This window comes from Paraburkholderia fungorum (assembly GCF_046026025.1).
In the GTDB taxonomy this organism is placed as follows: domain Bacteria; phylum Pseudomonadota; class Gammaproteobacteria; order Burkholderiales; family Burkholderiaceae; genus Paraburkholderia; species Paraburkholderia fungorum_E.
In genome coordinates this window covers 1-18,678 of record NZ_JAQQFL010000018.1, presented here as the reverse complement: position 1 = coordinate 18,678, position 18,678 = coordinate 1, and the positions used below count along the sequence as shown (strand labels likewise).

General features: G+C 62.1%; 19 protein-coding genes. 7 read left to right on the top strand and 12 right to left on the bottom strand.

Annotation, left to right across the window (positions count from 1 at the left end; translation table 11 throughout):
- The first annotated feature begins 98 nt into the window (after positions 1-98).
- A complete protein-coding gene (locus PQR67_RS20240; protein ID WP_408462970.1) occupies positions 99-734 on the top strand; it encodes a cytochrome b in 636 nt (211 codons plus the stop codon).
- Positions 735-797: 63 nt separating this feature from the next.
- Here the strand turns inward: PQR67_RS20240 and PQR67_RS20235 are convergent, their stop codons facing one another.
- Both PQR67_RS20235 and PQR67_RS20230 read right to left on the bottom strand, forming a co-directional pair.
- A complete protein-coding gene (locus PQR67_RS20235; RefSeq protein ID WP_408462967.1) occupies positions 798-1,079 on the bottom strand; it encodes a hypothetical protein in 282 nt (93 codons plus the stop codon).
- Positions 1,080-1,092: 13 nt separating this feature from the next.
- Entirely contained in the window at positions 1,093-1,965 is an 873-nt protein-coding gene (locus PQR67_RS20230; RefSeq protein ID WP_408462965.1) for a transcriptional regulator GcvA, read from the bottom strand.
- Positions 1,966-2,109: 144 nt separating this feature from the next.
- Between PQR67_RS20230 and PQR67_RS20225 the strand changes: the two genes are divergently transcribed.
- From PQR67_RS20225 to PQR67_RS20205, 5 genes are all read left to right on the top strand, one after another.
- The gene (locus tag PQR67_RS20225) at positions 2,110-2,718 is read left to right on the top strand and encodes a LysE family translocator (RefSeq protein WP_408462963.1); all 609 of its coding nucleotides are present in this window, start codon (positions 2,110-2,112) and stop codon (positions 2,716-2,718) included.
- A 344-nt stretch (positions 2,719-3,062) separates the two neighbouring features.
- Positions 3,063-3,836 (top strand): ABC transporter substrate-binding protein, encoded by a 774-nt coding sequence (locus tag PQR67_RS20220; RefSeq protein ID WP_408462960.1) that lies wholly within the window; start codon positions 3,063-3,065, stop codon positions 3,834-3,836.
- Between the two features lie 145 nt (positions 3,837-3,981).
- Positions 3,982-4,671 carry an ABC transporter permease gene (locus tag PQR67_RS20215; RefSeq protein ID WP_408462957.1) on the top strand — a complete coding sequence of 230 codons (690 nt, stop codon included), beginning with the start codon at positions 3,982-3,984 and terminating at the stop codon, positions 4,669-4,671.
- Positions 4,668-5,381 carry an ABC transporter permease gene (locus PQR67_RS20210; RefSeq protein ID WP_408462954.1) on the top strand — a complete coding sequence of 238 codons (714 nt, stop codon included), beginning with the start codon at positions 4,668-4,670 and terminating at the stop codon, positions 5,379-5,381. The genes PQR67_RS20215 and PQR67_RS20210 overlap by 4 nt, the downstream gene beginning before the upstream one ends.
- Before the next feature lie 37 nt (positions 5,382-5,418).
- A complete protein-coding gene (locus PQR67_RS20205) occupies positions 5,419-6,186 on the top strand; it encodes an ABC transporter ATP-binding protein (RefSeq protein WP_408462952.1) in 768 nt (255 codons plus the stop codon).
- 40 nt (positions 6,187-6,226) lie between these two features.
- Here the strand turns inward: PQR67_RS20205 and PQR67_RS20200 are convergent, their stop codons facing one another.
- From PQR67_RS20200 to PQR67_RS20170, 7 genes are all read right to left on the bottom strand, one after another.
- Positions 6,227-7,258, bottom strand: a complete 1,032-nt coding sequence (locus tag PQR67_RS20200; RefSeq protein WP_408462949.1) for an SGNH/GDSL hydrolase family protein — start codon at positions 7,256-7,258, stop codon at positions 6,227-6,229.
- Between the two features lie 173 nt (positions 7,259-7,431).
- The gene (locus tag PQR67_RS20195; RefSeq protein ID WP_408462946.1) at positions 7,432-7,704 is read right to left on the bottom strand and encodes a hypothetical protein; all 273 of its coding nucleotides are present in this window, start codon (positions 7,702-7,704) and stop codon (positions 7,432-7,434) included.
- Between the two features lie 31 nt (positions 7,705-7,735).
- Complete coding sequence (locus tag PQR67_RS20190) at positions 7,736-9,352, bottom strand: TolC family protein (protein ID WP_408462943.1); 1,617 nt, start codon at positions 9,350-9,352, stop codon at positions 7,736-7,738.
- Positions 9,339-11,384: an FUSC family protein gene (locus PQR67_RS20185; RefSeq protein WP_408462940.1), complete on the bottom strand. Its 2,046-nt coding sequence runs from the start codon at positions 11,382-11,384 to the stop codon at positions 9,339-9,341. Before PQR67_RS20185 ends, PQR67_RS20190 begins: the two co-directional genes overlap by 14 nt.
- The gene (gene mdtN / locus PQR67_RS20180) at positions 11,365-12,414 is read right to left on the bottom strand and encodes a multidrug transporter subunit MdtN (protein ID WP_408462937.1); all 1,050 of its coding nucleotides are present in this window, start codon (positions 12,412-12,414) and stop codon (positions 11,365-11,367) included. Before mdtN ends, PQR67_RS20185 begins: the two co-directional genes overlap by 20 nt.
- Positions 12,411-12,740, bottom strand: coding sequence for a hypothetical protein (locus PQR67_RS20175; RefSeq protein WP_408462934.1), 330 nt, complete (start codon positions 12,738-12,740; stop codon positions 12,411-12,413). Before PQR67_RS20175 ends, mdtN begins: the two co-directional genes overlap by 4 nt.
- Positions 12,741-12,767: 27 nt before the next feature.
- The gene (locus PQR67_RS20170; RefSeq protein WP_408462932.1) at positions 12,768-13,406 is read right to left on the bottom strand and encodes a hypothetical protein; all 639 of its coding nucleotides are present in this window, start codon (positions 13,404-13,406) and stop codon (positions 12,768-12,770) included.
- On the opposite strand from PQR67_RS20170, the gene PQR67_RS20165 reads away from it, so the two are divergent.
- A complete protein-coding gene (locus PQR67_RS20165) occupies positions 13,405-14,007 on the top strand; it encodes a hypothetical protein (RefSeq protein WP_408462929.1) in 603 nt (200 codons plus the stop codon). The genes PQR67_RS20170 and PQR67_RS20165 overlap by 2 nt on opposite strands.
- Positions 14,008-14,060: 53 nt before the next feature.
- Here PQR67_RS20165 and PQR67_RS20160 read toward each other — a convergent pair whose 3' ends face one another.
- The 3 genes from PQR67_RS20160 to PQR67_RS20150 all read right to left on the bottom strand — a co-directional run bounded on the left by PQR67_RS20160 (position 14,061) and on the right by PQR67_RS20150 (position 18,529).
- Positions 14,061-15,080: a DMT family transporter gene (locus PQR67_RS20160; RefSeq protein ID WP_408462926.1), complete on the bottom strand. Its 1,020-nt coding sequence runs from the start codon at positions 15,078-15,080 to the stop codon at positions 14,061-14,063.
- Positions 15,081-15,111: 31 nt separating this feature from the next.
- Positions 15,112-15,741: a TetR/AcrR family transcriptional regulator gene (locus tag PQR67_RS20155; protein WP_408462923.1), complete on the bottom strand. Its 630-nt coding sequence runs from the start codon at positions 15,739-15,741 to the stop codon at positions 15,112-15,114.
- Positions 15,742-15,877: 136 nt separating this feature from the next.
- Positions 15,878-18,529 carry a fused MFS/spermidine synthase gene (locus PQR67_RS20150; RefSeq protein WP_408462920.1) on the bottom strand — a complete coding sequence of 884 codons (2,652 nt, stop codon included), beginning with the start codon at positions 18,527-18,529 and terminating at the stop codon, positions 15,878-15,880.
- Positions 18,530-18,678 lie beyond the last annotated feature (149 nt).

The following is an 18,678-nucleotide window of genomic DNA, read 5'->3' as shown; positions in this document are numbered from 1 at the left end:
GCACTAAGTATGGACAGTGTTCGCGGGCAACCAGCCAGGCGCGGACCGTACATCGACGTTTCGAAACGGCCTAACGACTTTGGACTTTGGATCTGAACATGTCTGTGAACTGGATGCCGCGAGAAGCAACACAAGGTTGCGGTCAACCAGCTGAGCCGCGCGCCGCGGCGCCGCAGAACGGTCTGCTTGACGGGCATAACACGTGTCAGCCGAAGAGCGCGCGAGCCGACCATCGTTACGACGCTCTCACGCGATTTTTCCATTGGATTTTCGCCGCCGTCATCATCTATGCGAGTGTCGCGGGCTACACGTTGGCCCACATGGCTGGCGGAGCCGTACACGATTTCCTGTCGCGACTGAATATGTCGATCTCCACCGTGCTGATCGTGCTCTTTCCGTTGCGAGTGGTGTGGAAGTTCGTCCGGGCCGAACCTCGCGCAATGCCGGGTATGCCGGGGTGGCAACGTTTGCTGGCAAGCGGCGTTCACAATCTGATTTACGTAACGATCTTTGCGGTGCTGGCGAGCGGCTTCCTGATGGTCCCGAACGGTTATTCGTTCTTCGGCCTGATCGAGATTCACACGCCTTTTTCGAAAGGCGCGCTGACCGACGAACTCTTCACCGTACATCGCGCGAGTTGCGCTTTGTTGGCCGGGTTGGTCGCGCTGCACGTGCTCGCGGTCATCAAGCATCAGTTGATCGCGCGTAACAAGGTCTTGCAACGCATGCTTTGAGCAGGCGGAGCGCTGATGAGCGCGCCTCTTTCGTTTGACTCGCAGCGCCCATGACCACTGCTTTTACGCAGCGGACAAAAGCGCTTGAGCCTGCCTGAGAAGCGCATGCGACGCCGCAAATTCATTGCGCCCTGCCATGGTGAGGGCGGCGTGACCCGTGCGTGCGAACAGGGTGTCGTCGGAGGTTGCTGGCGCATTCAAACCGGGCGCTGCATGCTCGTATTGACGAAAGAACGCGAGCATCTGGAAAGCATCGGACTGCAGACTTTGTGGGCCGGCCTTGGCTAGAATCTCAGCGGCGGCGGCCAATTGCCGGGTGGCGGCGAGAAATTCGGTGCGCTCCATGACATCACTCTCCTCATGCCTCTGACAACAGCCACGTGCGGAATGCCGCGGCGTTAGGGCGGTTCATTGCGGCCGGCGGATAGACGAGCCAGTAACTGTAGTCGTTGGGCAACACAATGCCGAACGGCTGTACCAGACGGCCGCTCTGAAGCTCGTCCTGAGCGAGCGTGAGGCGGCCTAACGCCACCCCCTGTCCATCCACGGCGGCTTGCAATGCGAGGCTGGCGTCGTTAAACGAAGCGCCCGCCTCCATGTCGAGTCCGTCCACTCCGGCCTCGTCACACCAGCGTTGCCACCCCTGCCTCGGCGTATCGTGCAGCAAGCGAACGTGGCGCAGGTCAGCCGGAACCCGAATGGCAGGCGGCCCATCCGCGAGTTTCGGGCTACAGACCGGACTCAGCGTTTCCCGCGCGATCAGGTCGGTCTTCAGACCTGTCCATTTCCCGAGTCCTGAGCGAATGCCAAGATCGAAGCGTTCGGTGGCAAACGGCCAGACGTCCGCCGAACTATCGAGGCGCACGTCGATTTCCGGATGCAAAGCGCGAAACGCGTCAAGACGCGGCACCAGCCATCGCGAAGCGAATGACGGCAGAACGGTAATGCGCAGCGGTCGTTCATCAGGCTCCATGAGGCGCACGGTTGCCGCCGCAATGCGATCGAGCGCGCCAGCCAGTTCCGGAAGATAGGTTTCGCCCTTTGCAGTGAGCTTGAGCGCATGCCCTCGACGCTCGAAAAGGCGCACGCCCAGCCATTCCTCGAGCTGACGGATTTGATGACTGATGGCGGCTTGTGTCACGCAAAGTTCAGCCGCGGCACGGGTAAAGCTCAGGTGCTTCGCCGCAGCCTCGAAGGCCCGCAGCGCACCGAGCGGAGGCAGGCGTCGCATGGATTGGTCGATTACTTCATCTTATCGAGAGCATGAAGATAACCCGTTTGTGAGCCGGGAGGAAGTCGCTTCTAATCACACACGCCCTGGGTGGACGTGCTGTTTCCGGCCCTTCCCGACTCTTTGCCGACATAAGGTTTATTCATGATTTCATGGAACATCTGGATCCTGTTTTTTGGCTACACCGTCCCCATGGTCGTGAGCCCCGGGCCTGGCAACACGGTTCTTGCGACCGCCGGCGGCCGCTACGGCGTGACCGGTTCGATCCCGTTCTGGGCCGGCTTCGAGATGGCGAATCTGGTGCTGTGCTTCATCTATGGAATGGGTTTGGGCAAGGCATTGCATGGTCACCCTGAAATCCAGATGCTGCTCAAATGGGCGGGCACCGTCTATCTGCTCTACCTTGCCTGGGGGTTTTTCCGTTCGTCAGTTACATCGCCGAGCAGTGGCGAGGAGGGCGCGGTGCGGCTGCGAGCCGGTGACGGATTCCTGTCCGTGCTCCTCAACCCCAAGATTCACTCGATGATTCTGGTGATGTTTTCGCAGTTTCTCGATCCGGGGCAAGCGCTCCCGACACAGGTTTTCCAGCTCACGACCGCGTTTCTTTTCGTGTGCGTGGCGTGCCACTTTCCGTGGATAGCGGGTGGCCAGTTGATTCTCCGCCGGTTTCGATCAGCACGTGCGGTGCGGATCCAGGGATGGGTGTTCGGCGCTTGCATGATCCTAGTGGCGGCTTATGTCGCGTTCAACTGAGATCTTGCATGATCCTGTCTAGACAGCTTTGCATGGAACCGAAAAACCCGATATGTATATACAACATGGGCAATTTGACTAGGAATAGCAGGTCTCAAACTCGTCGAAGCTATTTGTAAACTCCCGTAAATTCGAGCGTAAATCGCGCATCATGCGCGCAAACCCTAGTTGCGATGTCGAAAGGCAACTCGCTACTATGATGTCTATACAACATCTGACGATGTGAACGGATACGAATCAAGACCATCCTGTCTATACAGCATTGCCGGGCAGAACCCACGGATTAGGGGCTGTTCGCCCCTTGTACCGTTCAGCGCCTCGAAGTCCGTCTCTGGAGAGAGTTTATGAAGAAGTTTGTCCTGTGCCTCGCGCTTGCCGCCATTGCAACCGGTGCGTATGCAAAAGACTGGTCGACCGTGCGCTTCGGCGTGGACGCCAGCTACCCGCCGTTTGAGTCCAAGGGCCCGGACGGCAAGCTGGTCGGTTTTGACGTCGACCTCGGCAACGAAATCTGCGCGCGTTTGAAGGCCAAATGCGTGTGGGTCGAAAACGACTTCGACGGCATGATTCCCGCACTGAAAGCGAAGAAATTCGACGGCGTGCTGTCGTCGATGTCGAAGACGCCGCAACGCGCGGAACAGGTTGCCTTCTCGGCGAAACTGTTCAACACGCCGACGCGCCTCGTTGCGAAGACGGGCTCGCCGCTGCTGCCCACGCCGCAATCGCTGGCAGGCAAGACGATCGGCGTCGAACAGGGCACGATCCAGGAAACCTACGCGAAGACCTACTGGGAGCCGAAGGGCGCAAAGGTCGTGCCGTACCAGAACCAGGATCAGGTTTATACCGACCTGCTCTCGGGGCGCCTCGACGCATCGCTGCAAGATGCGGTGGAAGCTGAAATCGGCTTCCTGAAGACCCCGCGCGGCGCAGGCTTTGCATTCGCCGGCAAGGATATCGTCGACGAAAAGGTGCTGGGTAATGGCGCTGGCATCGGCATGCGCAAGGACGACGCCGATCTGAAGGTAAAGGTTGACCAGGCGATCTCCGACATCATCAAGGACGGCACCTACAAGAAGCTCGAGAAGAAGTACTTCGACTTCGACGTCTATGGCGGCTGAGCGGTAGCTCAGCGCTTTTCTCGCGGAACGACACGACACACTCGCCGCGCGGCTGCGCGGCGTCATCTGCTCAAGCTCCCGAAACCGGCCGTGCGCAGCAACTGTGCCGCGCGATAAAACGCTTCTCCATCAAGGATACCTAAGCATGTCATTTCACGGGTATGGCCCGCTTCTTCTCGCGGGCATGTGGGAAACGATCAAGCTGGCGATGTTGTCGCTGGCCGCTTCGTTTGTGCTGGGGCTGGGTGGCGCCGCGGCGAAACTGTCGCCCAACCGGATACTGTCGCGCATCGGCGTGACCTATACGACGCTGATCCGCGCAGTTCCCGATCTCGTACTGATGCTGCTGCTGTTCTACGGGATCCAGATCCTGCTCAATAATCTGACCGACTCGCTGGGTATCGATCAGATCGACATCGACCCGTTTGTTGCCGGCGTTATCACGCTCGGCTTTATCTACGGGGCTTACTTCACCGAGACATTTCGCGGCGCTTTTCTCGCGGTTCCTCGCGGGCAACTGGAAGCAGGCTTTGCCTACGGCATGAGTTCATGGCGAGTCTTTAGCCGGATCATGTTCCCGCAAATGATGCGCTTTGCCCTGCCGGGTATCGGCAACAACTGGCAAGTCCTGGTCAAGGCCACGGCGCTGGTTTCGATCATCGGCCTCTCCGATGTGGTCAAGGCGTCTCAGGATGCAGGCAAGAGTACGTTGCAGTTCTTCTTTTTCACCTTGACCGCGGGCGCGATCTATCTGGTGATCACAACCGTGTCGAATCTTGTATTGATCTGGCTGGAAAAGCGCTATTCCATGGGCGTACGGAGGGCCACGCTGTGATTGAACTCGTCAGGCAATATTGGCAAAACTATCTGTACACCGACGGCTATCACTACAGCGGTCTTGTCGTCACCCTGTGGTTGCTCGTCGCTTCGATCGGACTGGGTTTCTGTCTTGCCGTTCCCCTTGCCGTTGCGCGCTCGTCGCGTAACCGCTTGATCTCCGGACCGGTCTGGCTCTATACCTATGTTTTCCGCGGCACGCCGCTCTATGTCCAGTTGCTGCTCTGCTATACAGGCCTCTACAGCCTGCAGGTCGTGCACTCACACGCATTGCTCGACGCTTTCTTCCGTAGCGCGATGAATTGCACCTTGCTCGCGTTCACGTTGAACGAGTGCGCGTACGCCACGGAGATATTTGCAGGCGCGATAAAGGCGACACCGTACGGTGAGATCGAGGCCGCCCAGGCTTTCGGCATGTCGAAATTCAAGCTCTACACCCGTATCGTCCTGCCGTCCGCCTTGCGGCGAGCACTGCCCAACTACAGTAACGAAGTCATCCTGATGCTGCACGCCACAACGCTCGCTTTCACCGCCACGGTACCTGACATTCTGAAAGTGACGCGCGACGTCAACTCCGCAACCTACGCTTCCTTCCAGGCATACGGCATTGCCGCCCTGTTGTATGCCGCCATCGTGTTTACGCTGGTATGGGCATTTCGCCGGATGGAAACACGCATGCTGGCGTTTCTGAAACCTCAAGGGCATTGAACCCGGCTACCCGCAGCCATGATGGAGTGTATCGAGCATGTATAAGCTGATTGTCGACGATCTGCACAAGAAGTTTGGTGACAACGAGGTTCTGAAGGGTGTGTCGCTCAAGGCAAAGGCCGGTGACGTCATCAGTATCATCGGGTCGAGCGGCTCGGGGAAAAGCACTTTTTTGCGTTGCATAAATTTTCTCGAACAACCTTGCTCCGGACGTATCACTGTCGACGCGGAAGAGATTCAGACGAGCCGCGATAGAAAGGGCGCGTTGCAGGTGAGCAATCGCAAGCAACTGCAGAAAATGCGCGCGAAGCTGTCGATGGTGTTTCAGCACTTCAACTTGTGGGCGCACATGACCGTGCTCGAAAACATTATCGAGGCGCCGGTCAGCGTGTTGGGTTTGAGCCGCGCCGAGGCGCAGACGCGGGCTCGCAAGTATCTGACCAAGGTGGGACTCACGGCCAGTATGGAGAACAAATATCCGTCCCATCTCTCGGGTGGTCAGCAGCAGCGGGTAGCCATTGCACGCGCTCTGGCGATGGAGCCTGAGGTCATGCTGTTTGACGAACCCACTTCGGCGCTCGACCCGGAACTGGTCGGCGAAGTGTTGAAAGTCATGCAGGCGCTGGCCGAAGAAGGGCGCACGATGATCGTGGTCACGCACGAAATGGGCTTTGCCCGCAACGTATCGAATCACGTCGTCTTTCTGCACAAAGGCAAGATTGAGGAGGAAGGTGATCCCAAAGACATCCTGGTCAATCCAAAGAGCGAACGGTTGGGGCAGTTTCTTGCCGGCAGCCTGAAATGACGCTGCGCAAACGCCAGGTTATTCAGTTCTCGATCATCACTCAGTGCCCCAGCCCGCTCAGGGCGATCTGCTGCTCGACATACTGAGCAAACAGCGCATGCAGATGCGTCGTCGGATGAAGGTCGTCGGCGAACATATAGGTCTGGTCGGCATTGGATGTCACGTAGGTCGCCGGTGAGCACAGCAACGCCGTGTCATCCGGCGTTTTCGTGGGGTCGCAGGCCTGGGCGGTATTTGTCACCGTGAAGCCGTTGGCCTGATAGTTCGCAATGATCTGATCCACCCATGTGTAAGCGTCGATCTGGATGACCTTGCCTTGCACACCATCGGCCTGCAGCGCAGCGTTCAGGTCCTCGTTGAAAAGTTGCGACAACTGGGTCAGATTGGCCCCGCCGTCGGGCGAGGCGATGCCTTTGGGCGACAGGCCGATATTCGGCACATTGACCACTACCACATGCGTGGCGCCGTTCTGAACGATCTGCCCGACAAGCTGCGCGAGGGCGGATGCCGCCGTTTGCACGGTCGGCGCCGCGGCCGGTAGCGAACCGGCGCGAAGCACGTCGTTTGCGCCTGCCCAGACCAGTACTAACTGATTGGCGTTGAAGCTCCCGTGCGCGCCCAGATAGCTCGACACCTGCTGGTTGACCGGCATTTCGACATTGCCGATCACGTCGGAAAGAAAGTCGTACTGATTTGCCGGCGTTGCCACGGTGGCGCCGCCCTCCGCATAGCCGAAACCGCCTTGCGCATTCAACTGATGGCCGATGTCGATCGTAAACGCGGCGCCTAACGAGCCGCCGTAGTACTGCGCGACGTCCTGATCCCACACCTGCCCTGGGTTGGTCGTGAAGCGCCCCCCGCCGACCGCGCTCGCAAGCGGCGCATAAGTGCCGACGTCCGACAGGCTGTCGCCGAACGAGACGACTTGCAGATTGACACCGCCCGGCGGCGTGCTTGTGCTGCTGCCGCTACCCGAACTGCCTCCGTGCCCGCCGCATGCGGTAAGCAGTGAAATCATTCCGGCGAGAATTGCAATACGTACCGGATGAACCGTGTCATGGATTGCTCGCATAGCGCCTCCGCTGCGGGTCGGCCGGGCAGATGCCCGACACGGCGGGCCTGGTTCCCGCCTGTCTGTCGCGCTCGTGACGCTTTGCGACAGCTACCTCGGAGAAGCAAAAAACGTGCACCGTCGTGGGATGGCCGTCGATGCGGCCACACGCTTCGCATGTCGGCCCGATGTGCTTACTCGCGCCTGTCCCTGCGCGTCTTCAGATTTTTCAGAAGACTTACGGCTCGGACGTCCCGGACTTCGCGTACGTTCCGCACGTCGGGCACGTCACGTTTGTGTTTATCGAGTGCCTCTCGCAGGATTTGCTGACCTCGCGGATTTTGCTGTTGATCTCGATGTTGATCTTGCACGCCGCGTTTCTCGCGCATGAGCCCGGTCTTCGCAATGACCACGGCGATCCAGCAACACGCGCAGATCAGTACGACAACAATCGCCGAAAAGCTCATTCTGTCTTTATCCTTTCATGCGCCACGCGACTCAGCCATTATCCCGCATCGAAATCGACTCGATCGATCCGGTCGCCAGCGCGAGCGCCGCCGCCGCTGCCAACGCACTGCTGTAACTATCTGCGTCTGCGTTTTTTGCCGCCAGCAATTGATTCTGCGCGAGCAGCGCGTCGGTGATCGAGCCGACTCCTTGCCGATAGGCGTCGAACGCGGCGTCGTAGGTCGTCTGCGCCGCGACGAGTAGTTCTTTCGCCGCGGCCTGCGCGGCAAGGCTGGTCTGCAGCGTATTCTGCGCGGCAACGATTTGCCGGACCGCTTCTTCACGGCTTCGAGTCAGACGCGTCGACGCGCTGTCGGCGTCGTTGCGCGCCTGCGCGAGCACCGCCGAGCGCAGGCCGCCGTCATACAGCGGAATCGTCACGCCGACGATCACGCTGCCGCCGTAGCGGCCGCCGCTCAGATTCACTGTCGGCAGTTGCTGACCGATTGCGGGCACCGCTGAAATCGCCGAGCTGCCAGTGTTGTACGCGCCGTTCGCCGCGAGGAACACCTTCGGCATGAAGTCCGATTCGGCGGCTTTCACTTTCGCGAGATTGACCCGCTCTGCCGCATAGGCGCTCAGCACGTCCGGCCGCCTGGCGATCGCGGTCGACACGATCTGGTCGATCGAATCGTTCGTCATGGCGGGGAGCGTGTGCGCCGGCATCTCCGCGACTTTGGGTTTGGACAGCGGGGAAATCCCCATCGCGGCAATCAGCGCGAGATAGCTGTTGCTGTCGGCGCCCTGGGCCTGGACCAGCGCGAGCTTCGCTTGTGCGCGATTCTGGTTGGCCTGCGCCACTTCGATGACCGTGCCGATGCCATGCTTGTAGCGCGACTGTGCCGCGGCCAGGATCGCTTCGGCATTGCCGAGCCCTTGCTGTGTCGTGACGATGCGGGCGCGCGCGGCCTGGTACGTGTAGAACGCGACGCTGACGTCGAAAATGACCTGTTGGTGGACCGCGGTGAAACCGATGTTCGCCATCACCGATGCTTGCGACGCCGCCTCGACGCGCGCGGCACGTCCGCCGAAATCGAACAGCAGCCATTGCAGCGCGACCACGGACGTCATGCCGTGCCCGGTTGCGCTCGAGGACGAATCGCCGAGCACGGACGTCTCCGAATTATGAAGACCGGCGTATTGCCCCATCGCGGCAACCGACAGTTGCGGAAGGTACGCGCTCTTCGCGATGCCGGCCGCGAGCGCCACATTGCGCGCGTCGTTCCACGCGATGCGGGTCAGCGGGTTCGCCGATTCCGCGAGATCGATCAGTTCGGACAGGTCGTATGCATGCGCCTGGTCGAGCGCGGGTGGCGGCGGCACGGCGGCGAGCGCGGGGTTCGCGGGAAGTTGATAGCCGCGAGCGGCGTTGGCGGCGTTAGTGGCGTTGACCGATACGGCCGAAGCAGCCGGGCTAACCGAACTGGCGGCACTGGCCGAACCCGCAGCAGCCGCAGGTCCAGGCACGATCGCGCCGGCCGCGTCCGTCTGCGGTTGCCACGGACGGTCGGGGCTGTCCGGCGCCATGTCCAGCGATGACGTGGCGCAGCCGGCCAAACCCGCTGCGGCCAGGATCGCCAGTGCGAATGAAGGGTTAAGCCGGCGCATGAGTGGCGAGTCCCTTCGCTGCGTCGTTCAACGCAGCGTGTTCGAGTTGAGTGAGGCGTGCATCGCCGAGACGGTGTAAAGCGGGACGTGTGTCGTCACCGATTGTTACTTCCCGCAAAGCGGCATTGGGGGCGACGGGTAAAGCCGGCTCTTGCGTGAGTGGCAACGCCGCCCCCGCAGTACCGCTTTCGCCTGCCGATAGATCAGGTTCATCCACCACCCGCTTGAGCCAGCCTTCAACCGCGGCATCGCCCGGTCGACGCTCGGCGAGCAGAAACATGGGGCCTTCCAGCGCGTCGAGTTTGGCTAGCGTGCTGCGGCGTCCGACGATCCACTGCGGGTCGGGGCGGACCCACGACGGCTCGTAATGCATCAGCGCGAGGTCCTGTTTCAACGCCCCGCATTGAGCCATGGCGCTCGCGGCGAGTGCGCGGCGCGTGACGGCATCAGGCAGCGCTGCCAGCCGCGCCCACTGCTGCCGCAGCGCGGCGAGGCCCGTGTCGACGCGCGCGGCCACGGTGACCGGCCACACGCGGGTGAAGACCAGATAGACCACCACGTTGCCGATCAGGATCCCGATCGTGCGATCGCGCGCGAGCGTTAGATCGTAGCCCGGCGCCGCGCCCTGCAAGACGCACATGAAGAACACCAGGGCGATCTGGAAGCCGGCATACGCAATCCGTGGCGAACCGAAAGCGATCCATGCCGACAGCCATGCACCGACCAGCACGAGCGTCATCAACCCGGCGACGGATGTCAGCACCGGCGTGACGAACACGATTGCGGCGATACCCAGGACGGCGCCCACGAGACACCCGGCGATCCGCAGCGTCATCTTCTCGACGGTCTCGGCGGTGGTGCCGAGCGACACCATATAGACGGTGATGAAGCAGGTATGGATGCCCGGCCAGTTGATCTGCGAATAAAGCAGATAGCAGAACATTGCCGCCACCGTGGTTTTCAGTGCGTAGCGGACATGATCGGGATTGCTAAATGCATCCGGAAGGAAGAACCCGCCGCGCTTGCCCGCAGATGGGGGCGCGCTCGTGTGAGGTTGTGCTTCGACCACTGCAAAGCGGGTGATCGCATCACGCAGATCCTCGGCGACGATCCTCGCCAGCGACGTCAGTTCGGTCGCGCGGGGCAGGCTCAGTTCGATGTCGACCGGATAGCCGCCGGCCTCGAGTATGCGAGCCATGTTCTCCAGCGTTTCGGCAATCGGTGCGGCGAACGCTGCGGGCAGCCGCGCCGAGGGTTCGCGCGCCGCCAGATCGGCCGCGACCAGGATCGCCAGCGTCGACGACACCGCTTGCCGCAGCGGAGCAACATCGGTACGCGCCGATGACCCGTCGACCACCGAAAGCTTGAGCCACGTGCCGATTTCCGCATCGCCTTCGCGCAGGCACGCACTGAGCGCGTCGGCCGCCGCTTCGGGTTCGGCGAGGCTTTGCGCTGCGAGCCGCAAACGCTTCGCCAGCGCGCGGCCGGCGAGCTTGCGTGGCGACGGTGCGATCAACAGGTTGACACCGATCGACACGCCGATCGGAATCGCGACCATCAGCCATGCATAGAGCAGGGCGCGGGTCGCCGCTTCGCCGAACGGGACGCTGCCGAGTTCGTCGAGCGCAAAGCCGACGATCATCGCGATGATCGCGCCTACCGGCCGCAGCTTGCTCGCCGAGGTCACGAACAGGAGACCGAACGATAGCACCGCGATGCACGCGACCCGCCACATGGGATCGTCGAGCGCGACCATGGCCACGACCATGACGAGCCCGATGATCAACGTGACGAGCACGAGCAGGGCCGAGCTCAGCACCACGCTCAAGACCCGGTCGGGCCGGTTCAGAAAGAACACGACATAGGCGGAGATCGCGGCTTCGGGCGTGCCGTATGCGCTCGTCACGAACGCCGTCAACGCGCAGATCAGCGCGATGCGGGCCGCCATGGCCGCGCGCCCGGGATAGGGCGCAAGCAGCTTCAGGATATCGGCGGGGCCCGGTCGGGCGAGATCACCGGCAGGCTGCGCCATGCCGGACCTCGACTATCGCACTTGCACCGACCCGCACCAGCCGGGCGGCCGGCTCGTCGAGCCGCACCCGCACGGGAAAACGCTGGGCGACCCGCACCCAGTTCACGGACTGCTGGACGATCGGCAGGGTGCGCGGCAGATTGATCCGGTCCGAATCGGCCACGCCCGCGCTGATGCCGACCACCTTGCCGCGAATCGCCTGGCTGCGGTCGATCATCGAGTAGACGGTCGCACAATCGCCCGGCTGGATTCGCGCGAGCGCGCCTTCCCGGAAGTTGGCGACAGCGAACCATTCGTCCGCGTGGACGAGCGTGAAGATCGACTGATGCGGCGCGATCGTCTCGCCCGCCAGAACCGACAGCCCCGTGACGAAACCGTTCTGCGACGCGCGCACCACGGTGTCGTCGAGGCCGCGCTGCGCGAGCGCGAGAGCGGCCTCGCGCGCATGCACGGTGGCGACGGCGCCGGCTTCGTCGCCGATCGTCTGTGCGCTAGCCTGCTTCTGCTCCTGCGCCTGTTTGAGCGACAACGCCGCGTCGCGCTGCGCGACCTGCGCCTGATCCAGTTGCTGGACCGGCACATAGCCCTTCGCCACCAGCGGCGTGAGCCGCTGCACGGTGCGCGAGGCCAGTTCGTAGTTGTGTGCCGCCTTGCCGGTCTGGTCGCCGGCAATGGCCGCATTGGCGCGCTCGCCGACCAGCGACCTGCGCCGTGTTTCGAGCGCCGCGCGAGCCACTTCGAGATCGGCCTGGGCTTGCGCGAGCGCAAGCCGATAAGGCACGGGATCGATCTCGAAGAGTACGTCGCCCTTTGCGACCCGCTGGTTTTCCTGCACCGGCAGCCGGATGATCCGGCCGCCGACGGGCGACGCGACGTGCACGACGTCGGCGTCGATCGTGGCGTCATCGGTTGATGGGAACCGGTTGGTCCGGTCATAGCCATACCAGGCCGCCGCAACGCCAATTACGACGATCACGCCCGCGATCAGGCGGCCTTTGACGGAGGCCAGGCGCTTGCCGGCAATTTTCATAAGAGCTGTCCTGTTCCCGAAAGCCAGAAGAGCACGGCGACCGTCAGGCCGATTGCCATGCAGACGGAGAGCTGATACGGGACGATCCGCACCCACCCCGTGGAGACGAAGATCCGATGGGCGATGACTGCGCCGACGAACCCGACCACCGCGCTCAATAACCAGAGCGGGAAATAGGCGCCGAAGATTTCATACGAAGGCGCGCCGCGCAGCGCGCACCCCTGTAAAGAAAGGCATAGGCCACCGGCGGCCGGGATGGCCGGAAGCGACGGCGCGCGGTGCACGAGCGAGGCGCGGACGCCTCCTGGACTTTGCTTGAGCGGCATTGCGGCGTCGCGAGGTGAGTGAATGCGTTAGGGGAGCAACAGGATCAGGGGGCACTTTACCAGCGCGCCCGTTTCGTTTCGACTCTTTCCAGTGTGCCGGCATGGTGCATCAGCCATTGCCAGTGATTCACCGGCTCCACGTCGTTGATATTCATAGACATATTCGTATTTGGCGCGAGTGCGTTCCATGCGTTTCGAATAATAAGCCTCGTGCCAATGCCGGCGTGAATCGCAAAAAACGATTTTCGTCAAGTCCGCATTATCGAAAAGCAATTCTTCAGTAAGTGTTAAAGACTTTTCTTTTACTGCCGTATACAAGATGGCGCGATTTTGCGCAGGGTAAATCGAGATCCAACCAATCATTTTGCGGCATTGAGAGTCCGCACTCTGAACAAATAAAATGAAAATGAAATCAAAATCACTTCTACTCGTTTCAATGCTGGGCTCTATGACGCTGGCCGCGTGCGGGGGCGGGGGCGGCGGCGATAGCGGCACGCCGACCCACCAATCGGCCAGCACACCGGCCGTTGCACCTGCTGCTCCGACGCCGGCACCGGTCTTGAGCGGTGAGGCCCTGCCGAGCCTGACGTCCCCGCAAGCCGGCTCGACGGCTGCCACCGGTAACGGTTCTGAAGGGATCTGGACGCAATCGGTCTCAACCAACATGACGGCCTTCCTGGACCCGGCCGGCAACTTTTCCTACCTCAACGGCCTGTTCTCCTTCGTCACGGGGACCTTCTTCGGGACGATCTCCACCGCGGCGTCGAACTGGGCCTTGACCACCGGCTTCGAGACGTTCAGCAGCATCAGGTACACCGCCAGCCTGGGAAGCGGCACGATCGCCGCGAACCAGACTTTCACGGGCAGCTATTCGGCCAACGGCAGCACCGTGAATCTCGCGCTGAAGTACGACCCGGCGAATGCGCTCGCGGTCACCCAGTCGAGCGTTGCAGGCACGTGGGCACAAACGTCGACTTCGATTACGGTCGACAATGCCGGCGGCCTCAGCGGCACGATTCAAGGTTGTGCTGTCACGGGCACCCTGGCGTTGACCACGCCGGGTTCGAGCAAGAACCTGTACACGATGACCGTGACGGGCACGACGAGCACCTGCACCTTGAATTCGGGCGCGACCTATACGGGGAATGCGGCAATCACGTTCCTGCCCGTTTCCGGCAGCACGACGTTGTACAGGCGGACCATCGTCTATCTGTTCAAGGCGGCCGATAACTCGGTGATCGGCTACGGTCAACTGTCGAAGCAATAAGGCGGTTGCGGGCTGCGGCGCGCGTGGGCGTGCCGCAGCCCGCATTCGGCGCACTACCTTTGCTGCACAGGTGGCCGAGCCTGACGCCGCAAATAGACATTGTTGAAAATCAGCGCGGCGCCGGTTATGCATGCGCCTGTAATCTGCCAATATCCCGGCACCACGCCGGTCAGCGAAGAGACGACGAAAGTGGTGACGGGTAGCACGTCCATGAACAGGACGCCGTTGAGCGGAGTGAGAATCCTGTTACCCATGTTCCAGAACAGGATCGCGATAAAGCCGGCGATCGGGCCCATATAGAGAAGGTGAGGGACGATTGCGCGCAATGCGCCTGCCGACGGCACCGGCACAACGTGAAGCGCAAACAGCAAAACGTTCAGGCCGATAATCGTGGTGAGTCCGAGCCAGGTGGTAATTGTCGTGTATTTGAGTGCGGACCAGTTCTTGAAGTGGGACGCACTAAAGGTGTATATCACCCAGCACAGCGCGCCGAGCACGATTAAGGCATTCGCCGAATAATGCTGCGGTTCACGCAGAACGCCCGCGATATCCCCTTTTGTCACCACCAGCGAGACGCCGGCGAACGACATCAGGATAAATAGAAAAGAATAGAGCGGTGGCCGGCGTTTGCGCACGATCGAATTCACGAGCAGGCCCATCATCGGCTGGGTGGCCATCATGATCGACGCAGTCAGCGCGCCTTCGCGTCCCGCCAGTTGTTGCCCCAGAAAGACGAAAGATCCGAATCCGCAAAAACCGACCGACCCGAGCAGCCACGCCAATGCCAGCGATTCCCCGTTCGCCTTCAGCGCCTGCTTTCCTTCCTTGGCCCGCAGCAGGGCAAGAAACGCTGCACCGGCGATCAGGTATCTGAGCGACGTAAACGTGAACGGGTCGACATGCACGAGAGCGCTCGTCATCACCGGAAACATGATGCCCATCAGGATGGTCGCCATCACGCAAAACGCGACCCCCTTCCAGTAGCGGCCACGAATCGACTTCCCAGCCAGGCCGACTGGCTGGGTGCCCGGCACCGGCACCGGTGTGGTCAAAAATTCGATGGGTTTATTCATGAACGATCGTTCCAGAAATAAGCAAAATTTTTTAGACCAGCGCTCGCATCGTCATGTCGACGATCGACACCAGCTCGCGCTTGCTGACATTCACTTTTCCCAGTACGCGCAAGCCCTGAACCATGCAGAGCAGGAAGTTGCCGACAGACTGCTCGTCGAGTTCGGCGTTGAATTCGCCCGCTTGCTGGCCGCGGACCACCGCGGCTACAAGGTGCGAGGCGATACGTCTCAAGGTGGTTTCGATGTGAGGGCGTAAAGCCTCGTCGGCCGGCAACATCTCGATGGCGGCATTCGTGATGAGGCATCCGTGGCGCCCCGACAGCTTGCTGGCGACCTCGGTGTAATGGAGCAAAGCCGCGCGAAGTGCTTCCTGCGGCGGCAGATCGACGGCTAGCCGTTCTTTCAGGCGAGCAATGGCGCCTTCCGCATAACGGTCGAATGCGGCGACAAGAAGCCCGTGCTTGTCGCCAAACGTGCTGTAAAGGCTGGCCCGGAACAGGCCGGTCGACTGACATAAGGATTCAATCGACGTGGCATGGTAGCCCTGCTCCCAGAAGACTTTGCCGGCAATCCCGGTGACTTCGTCAAGATCGAATTCACGCGGCCGCCCGCGCTCGGGCGACTCAGTGGCGGGGCGGGCAGAAGAAGGGGTTCGTCTCATGGTGAGACGATATTAAGACTGATCGTTCTGAAATTCAAGTACGATCGGCACGGAGTCGAAAGATAACGCGTGATAACGGCCAATAACCGCCAATAACGCGCCCGTGGAATCCGTCTCACGGGCGCTGACACGGCGCCTAGTTAGCGTCGCCGATGAGCCACCGGTAGTAAGCGTTATCCGGGTCCCTGTGCACGGCATCGCCGATGTCCTGCGCCCAGGCCTCCCGATCGCCTTTGTAGGCATCCAGTCCGGCCGAATAGAAGCTCTGCAACGCGCTGCGCGAGTTTTCCATGGCGGTGCGCAATCCAGCATCGGCGCCTTGCAACGGCGGGGCCGTGCGAAGTGCCAGCAGGTGGGTCAGCGTCGTCGGGAAGGCGTCCTCACGAACCCACGTGGCGTATTCGATGCGCGGCTGGTCGTCCGTGACCGGCTGGGCATCCGCGGCGTAGTACGCGAGGCCGGCGCGGTCGGTGATCCAGGTGGCCAGCAGCGCGGCCGGCGACGCAATACCCACTTCGCGCAGTGCCGTGGCAACCTGCGGTTGCGCGAAACGCGCCTCGATTCGCGGCACGTCCAGTTCGAGCGGCTGCATTGAACCGACCAGCATCATCTCGTGCAGCTCGGTGGTCCACAACGCGGCATGCGGAAACACCTGGATGAAGCTCTGGATCAACGAGCGCGTGTCCTCTTCATTCTGCGTCGGTAACGGCAACCATTGCGCGACGATGCCGCCTGGCTGCAAACGTGCCGCCGCCAGGCGGTAGAAGTCCGACGAGTACAGATTGACGATACCGGCCGCCGACGGCGGTGGCGGCTCGAGCGTGATCAGGTCGTAGCGTTCGGCATTGCGCAGCAGTTCGCGCCGTCCGTCACGCATCCGGATGTCCATGCGGGCGTCGGTGCTCATCGCGTAGTTGCCCTTGAACTGCGGCGCGGCACGCACGACGGCCGGCAACAGTTCGGCGACCACGCGATGCTCCAGCCCCGGCCAGGTGAGCAGCGCGCCGCCGGTAATGCCGGTGCCGAGTCCGATCACCAACGCCGTGCGCGGCGTTTCGCGATGGATGATCAAAGGCAGCAGCGCTTGCAGGCGCATATACCGGCGCGACGCCATCGTGTCGCCGGAGTTGGAGACTCCCTGGATATAGAGTCGCCGGAATTGCCGCTGGCCGGCCTGCTGTTCGACGACCGCCACTGTGCCGCCCGCGCTCTCTTCGTAGAAGCTCAGATTGCCGCCGCGCGATTCGGCGAGGAGCGTGGCGAGCCGGTCGGACGGCGTCACTATCACAATGACGAGCGTCAGCACGGCAAGGAGCGGCACACTCCAGCGAGCGAGCGCTCGCACGTTCTGGCCGCGCAGCACGGCGGCGAGACTCACCACGCAGGCGATGACGGCAAGCGCTGCGAGCGTGTGAATGAGGCCCAACTGCGGCACGAGCACGAAACCGGTCAGCAGGGTGCCGGCGATCCCACCGGCGGTATTGAGCGCCACGACTGCGCCGACGTCGCGGCCCGTATGCCGGTTGTCCACGTTAAGACGCAACGCGAACGGGAATGCCGCGCCTAACAGCAGGGTAGGGACGAAAACAATGCACAGGGCCGCTACCGCGAAGCCCGCGCACATCGCGCTCAACAGGCTGCCGGTGGCGCTGAATGCGGCGTCTCGCGCAAGGCTTTGCCAGTGCAGCAACCCGTTACCCAGCACGGTAATTTCCAGCAGAGCGACCAGTCCGGCCGACACGATCAGCGCCGCAAACGCGCCCCACGGATCGCGGGTCCGGTCGGCATAACGCGACGCCAGGGCGCTGCCGAGCGCGAGGCCCAGCAGATAGGTGGCCAGCACCACGGCGAAGGCGAAACTGCGAGTGCTGATGAATTGCACGATCACCTGCGACCACACCACCTCGTAACCGAGCGCGACGCCGCCTGCGATGGCGTAGAGCACGAGCGCAAGACGGGCCTTCGAAGGTGTCACGGGCGCCGATGAAGACGCGTCATGCGCGATGTCTGCTGAAGACTGGTCAGGAACCGTGGCGGGTGCGGATAATTCGACCACCGGCACAAAAGCCTGCTGCCTGCGCCCCAGCAATGCCGCGACGAGCGCTGCGCCGGCATTCAGCGCGGCAGCGGCGCAGGCGCTGCCCAACACGCCGAGCCATGGAATCAGGACAAAACTCGCGGCCAGCGTGCCGGCAATCGCGCCGGCCGTATTGGCCGCATAGAGACGGGCGCCAGAGCGGCCCATATGGGCGGTGGCGGGGCGCAGCGCGCGCATCAGCACCGGCAGCGTGCCACCCATCAGGACGGCGGGCAAGCCGACCAGCGCGAAGGGTATCGCCCAGGCAAGCGGTCCGATCCGATCTTGCAGCGAGGCAAATGGCGCCGCGGCATGCGGCAGCATCCATGTGCTGACGATCGCCAACACGAGTACGCCGGCTTCGAGCAGCGCATAGAGGTGCAAGGGTCGAACCAGCCGGTCCGCCAGCTTGCCCAAAACCCAACTGCCCACCGCAAGGCCTGCAAAAAAAGCACTCACGCCGGTGGTGACGGCTTGCACCTCGACGCCGACCACCAGCGTGAGCTGCTTGATCCACAGAACCTGGTAAATCAGCGACGCCGCGCCCGAGGCGAACAGAAGCAGCAACGGCCAGGCGATCGGCAAGCCGGTTGGATTGGTCGATTCGTTCAGGGGCGCCTGCCAGGGTGCATCGTCGCGACGCTGTGCGCGTTCATGGGCCCGGCGCTCGCGGCGTGAGCTTTTGGCACGGTTGGCCAGCGTTTGAGTCATGGGATTGATCTGCGTCGGGAGGGGGTGAACTGATCTGGATCGGCTTGGCGTTACTCGGTGTTGCTTGGTGTTGCTTGAGGTGGCTCGAAGCGGCTTGCGCGTGATCGGAACGTTGGGGGGGGGGGCCCCCCCCCGGCCGCCCCCCCCCC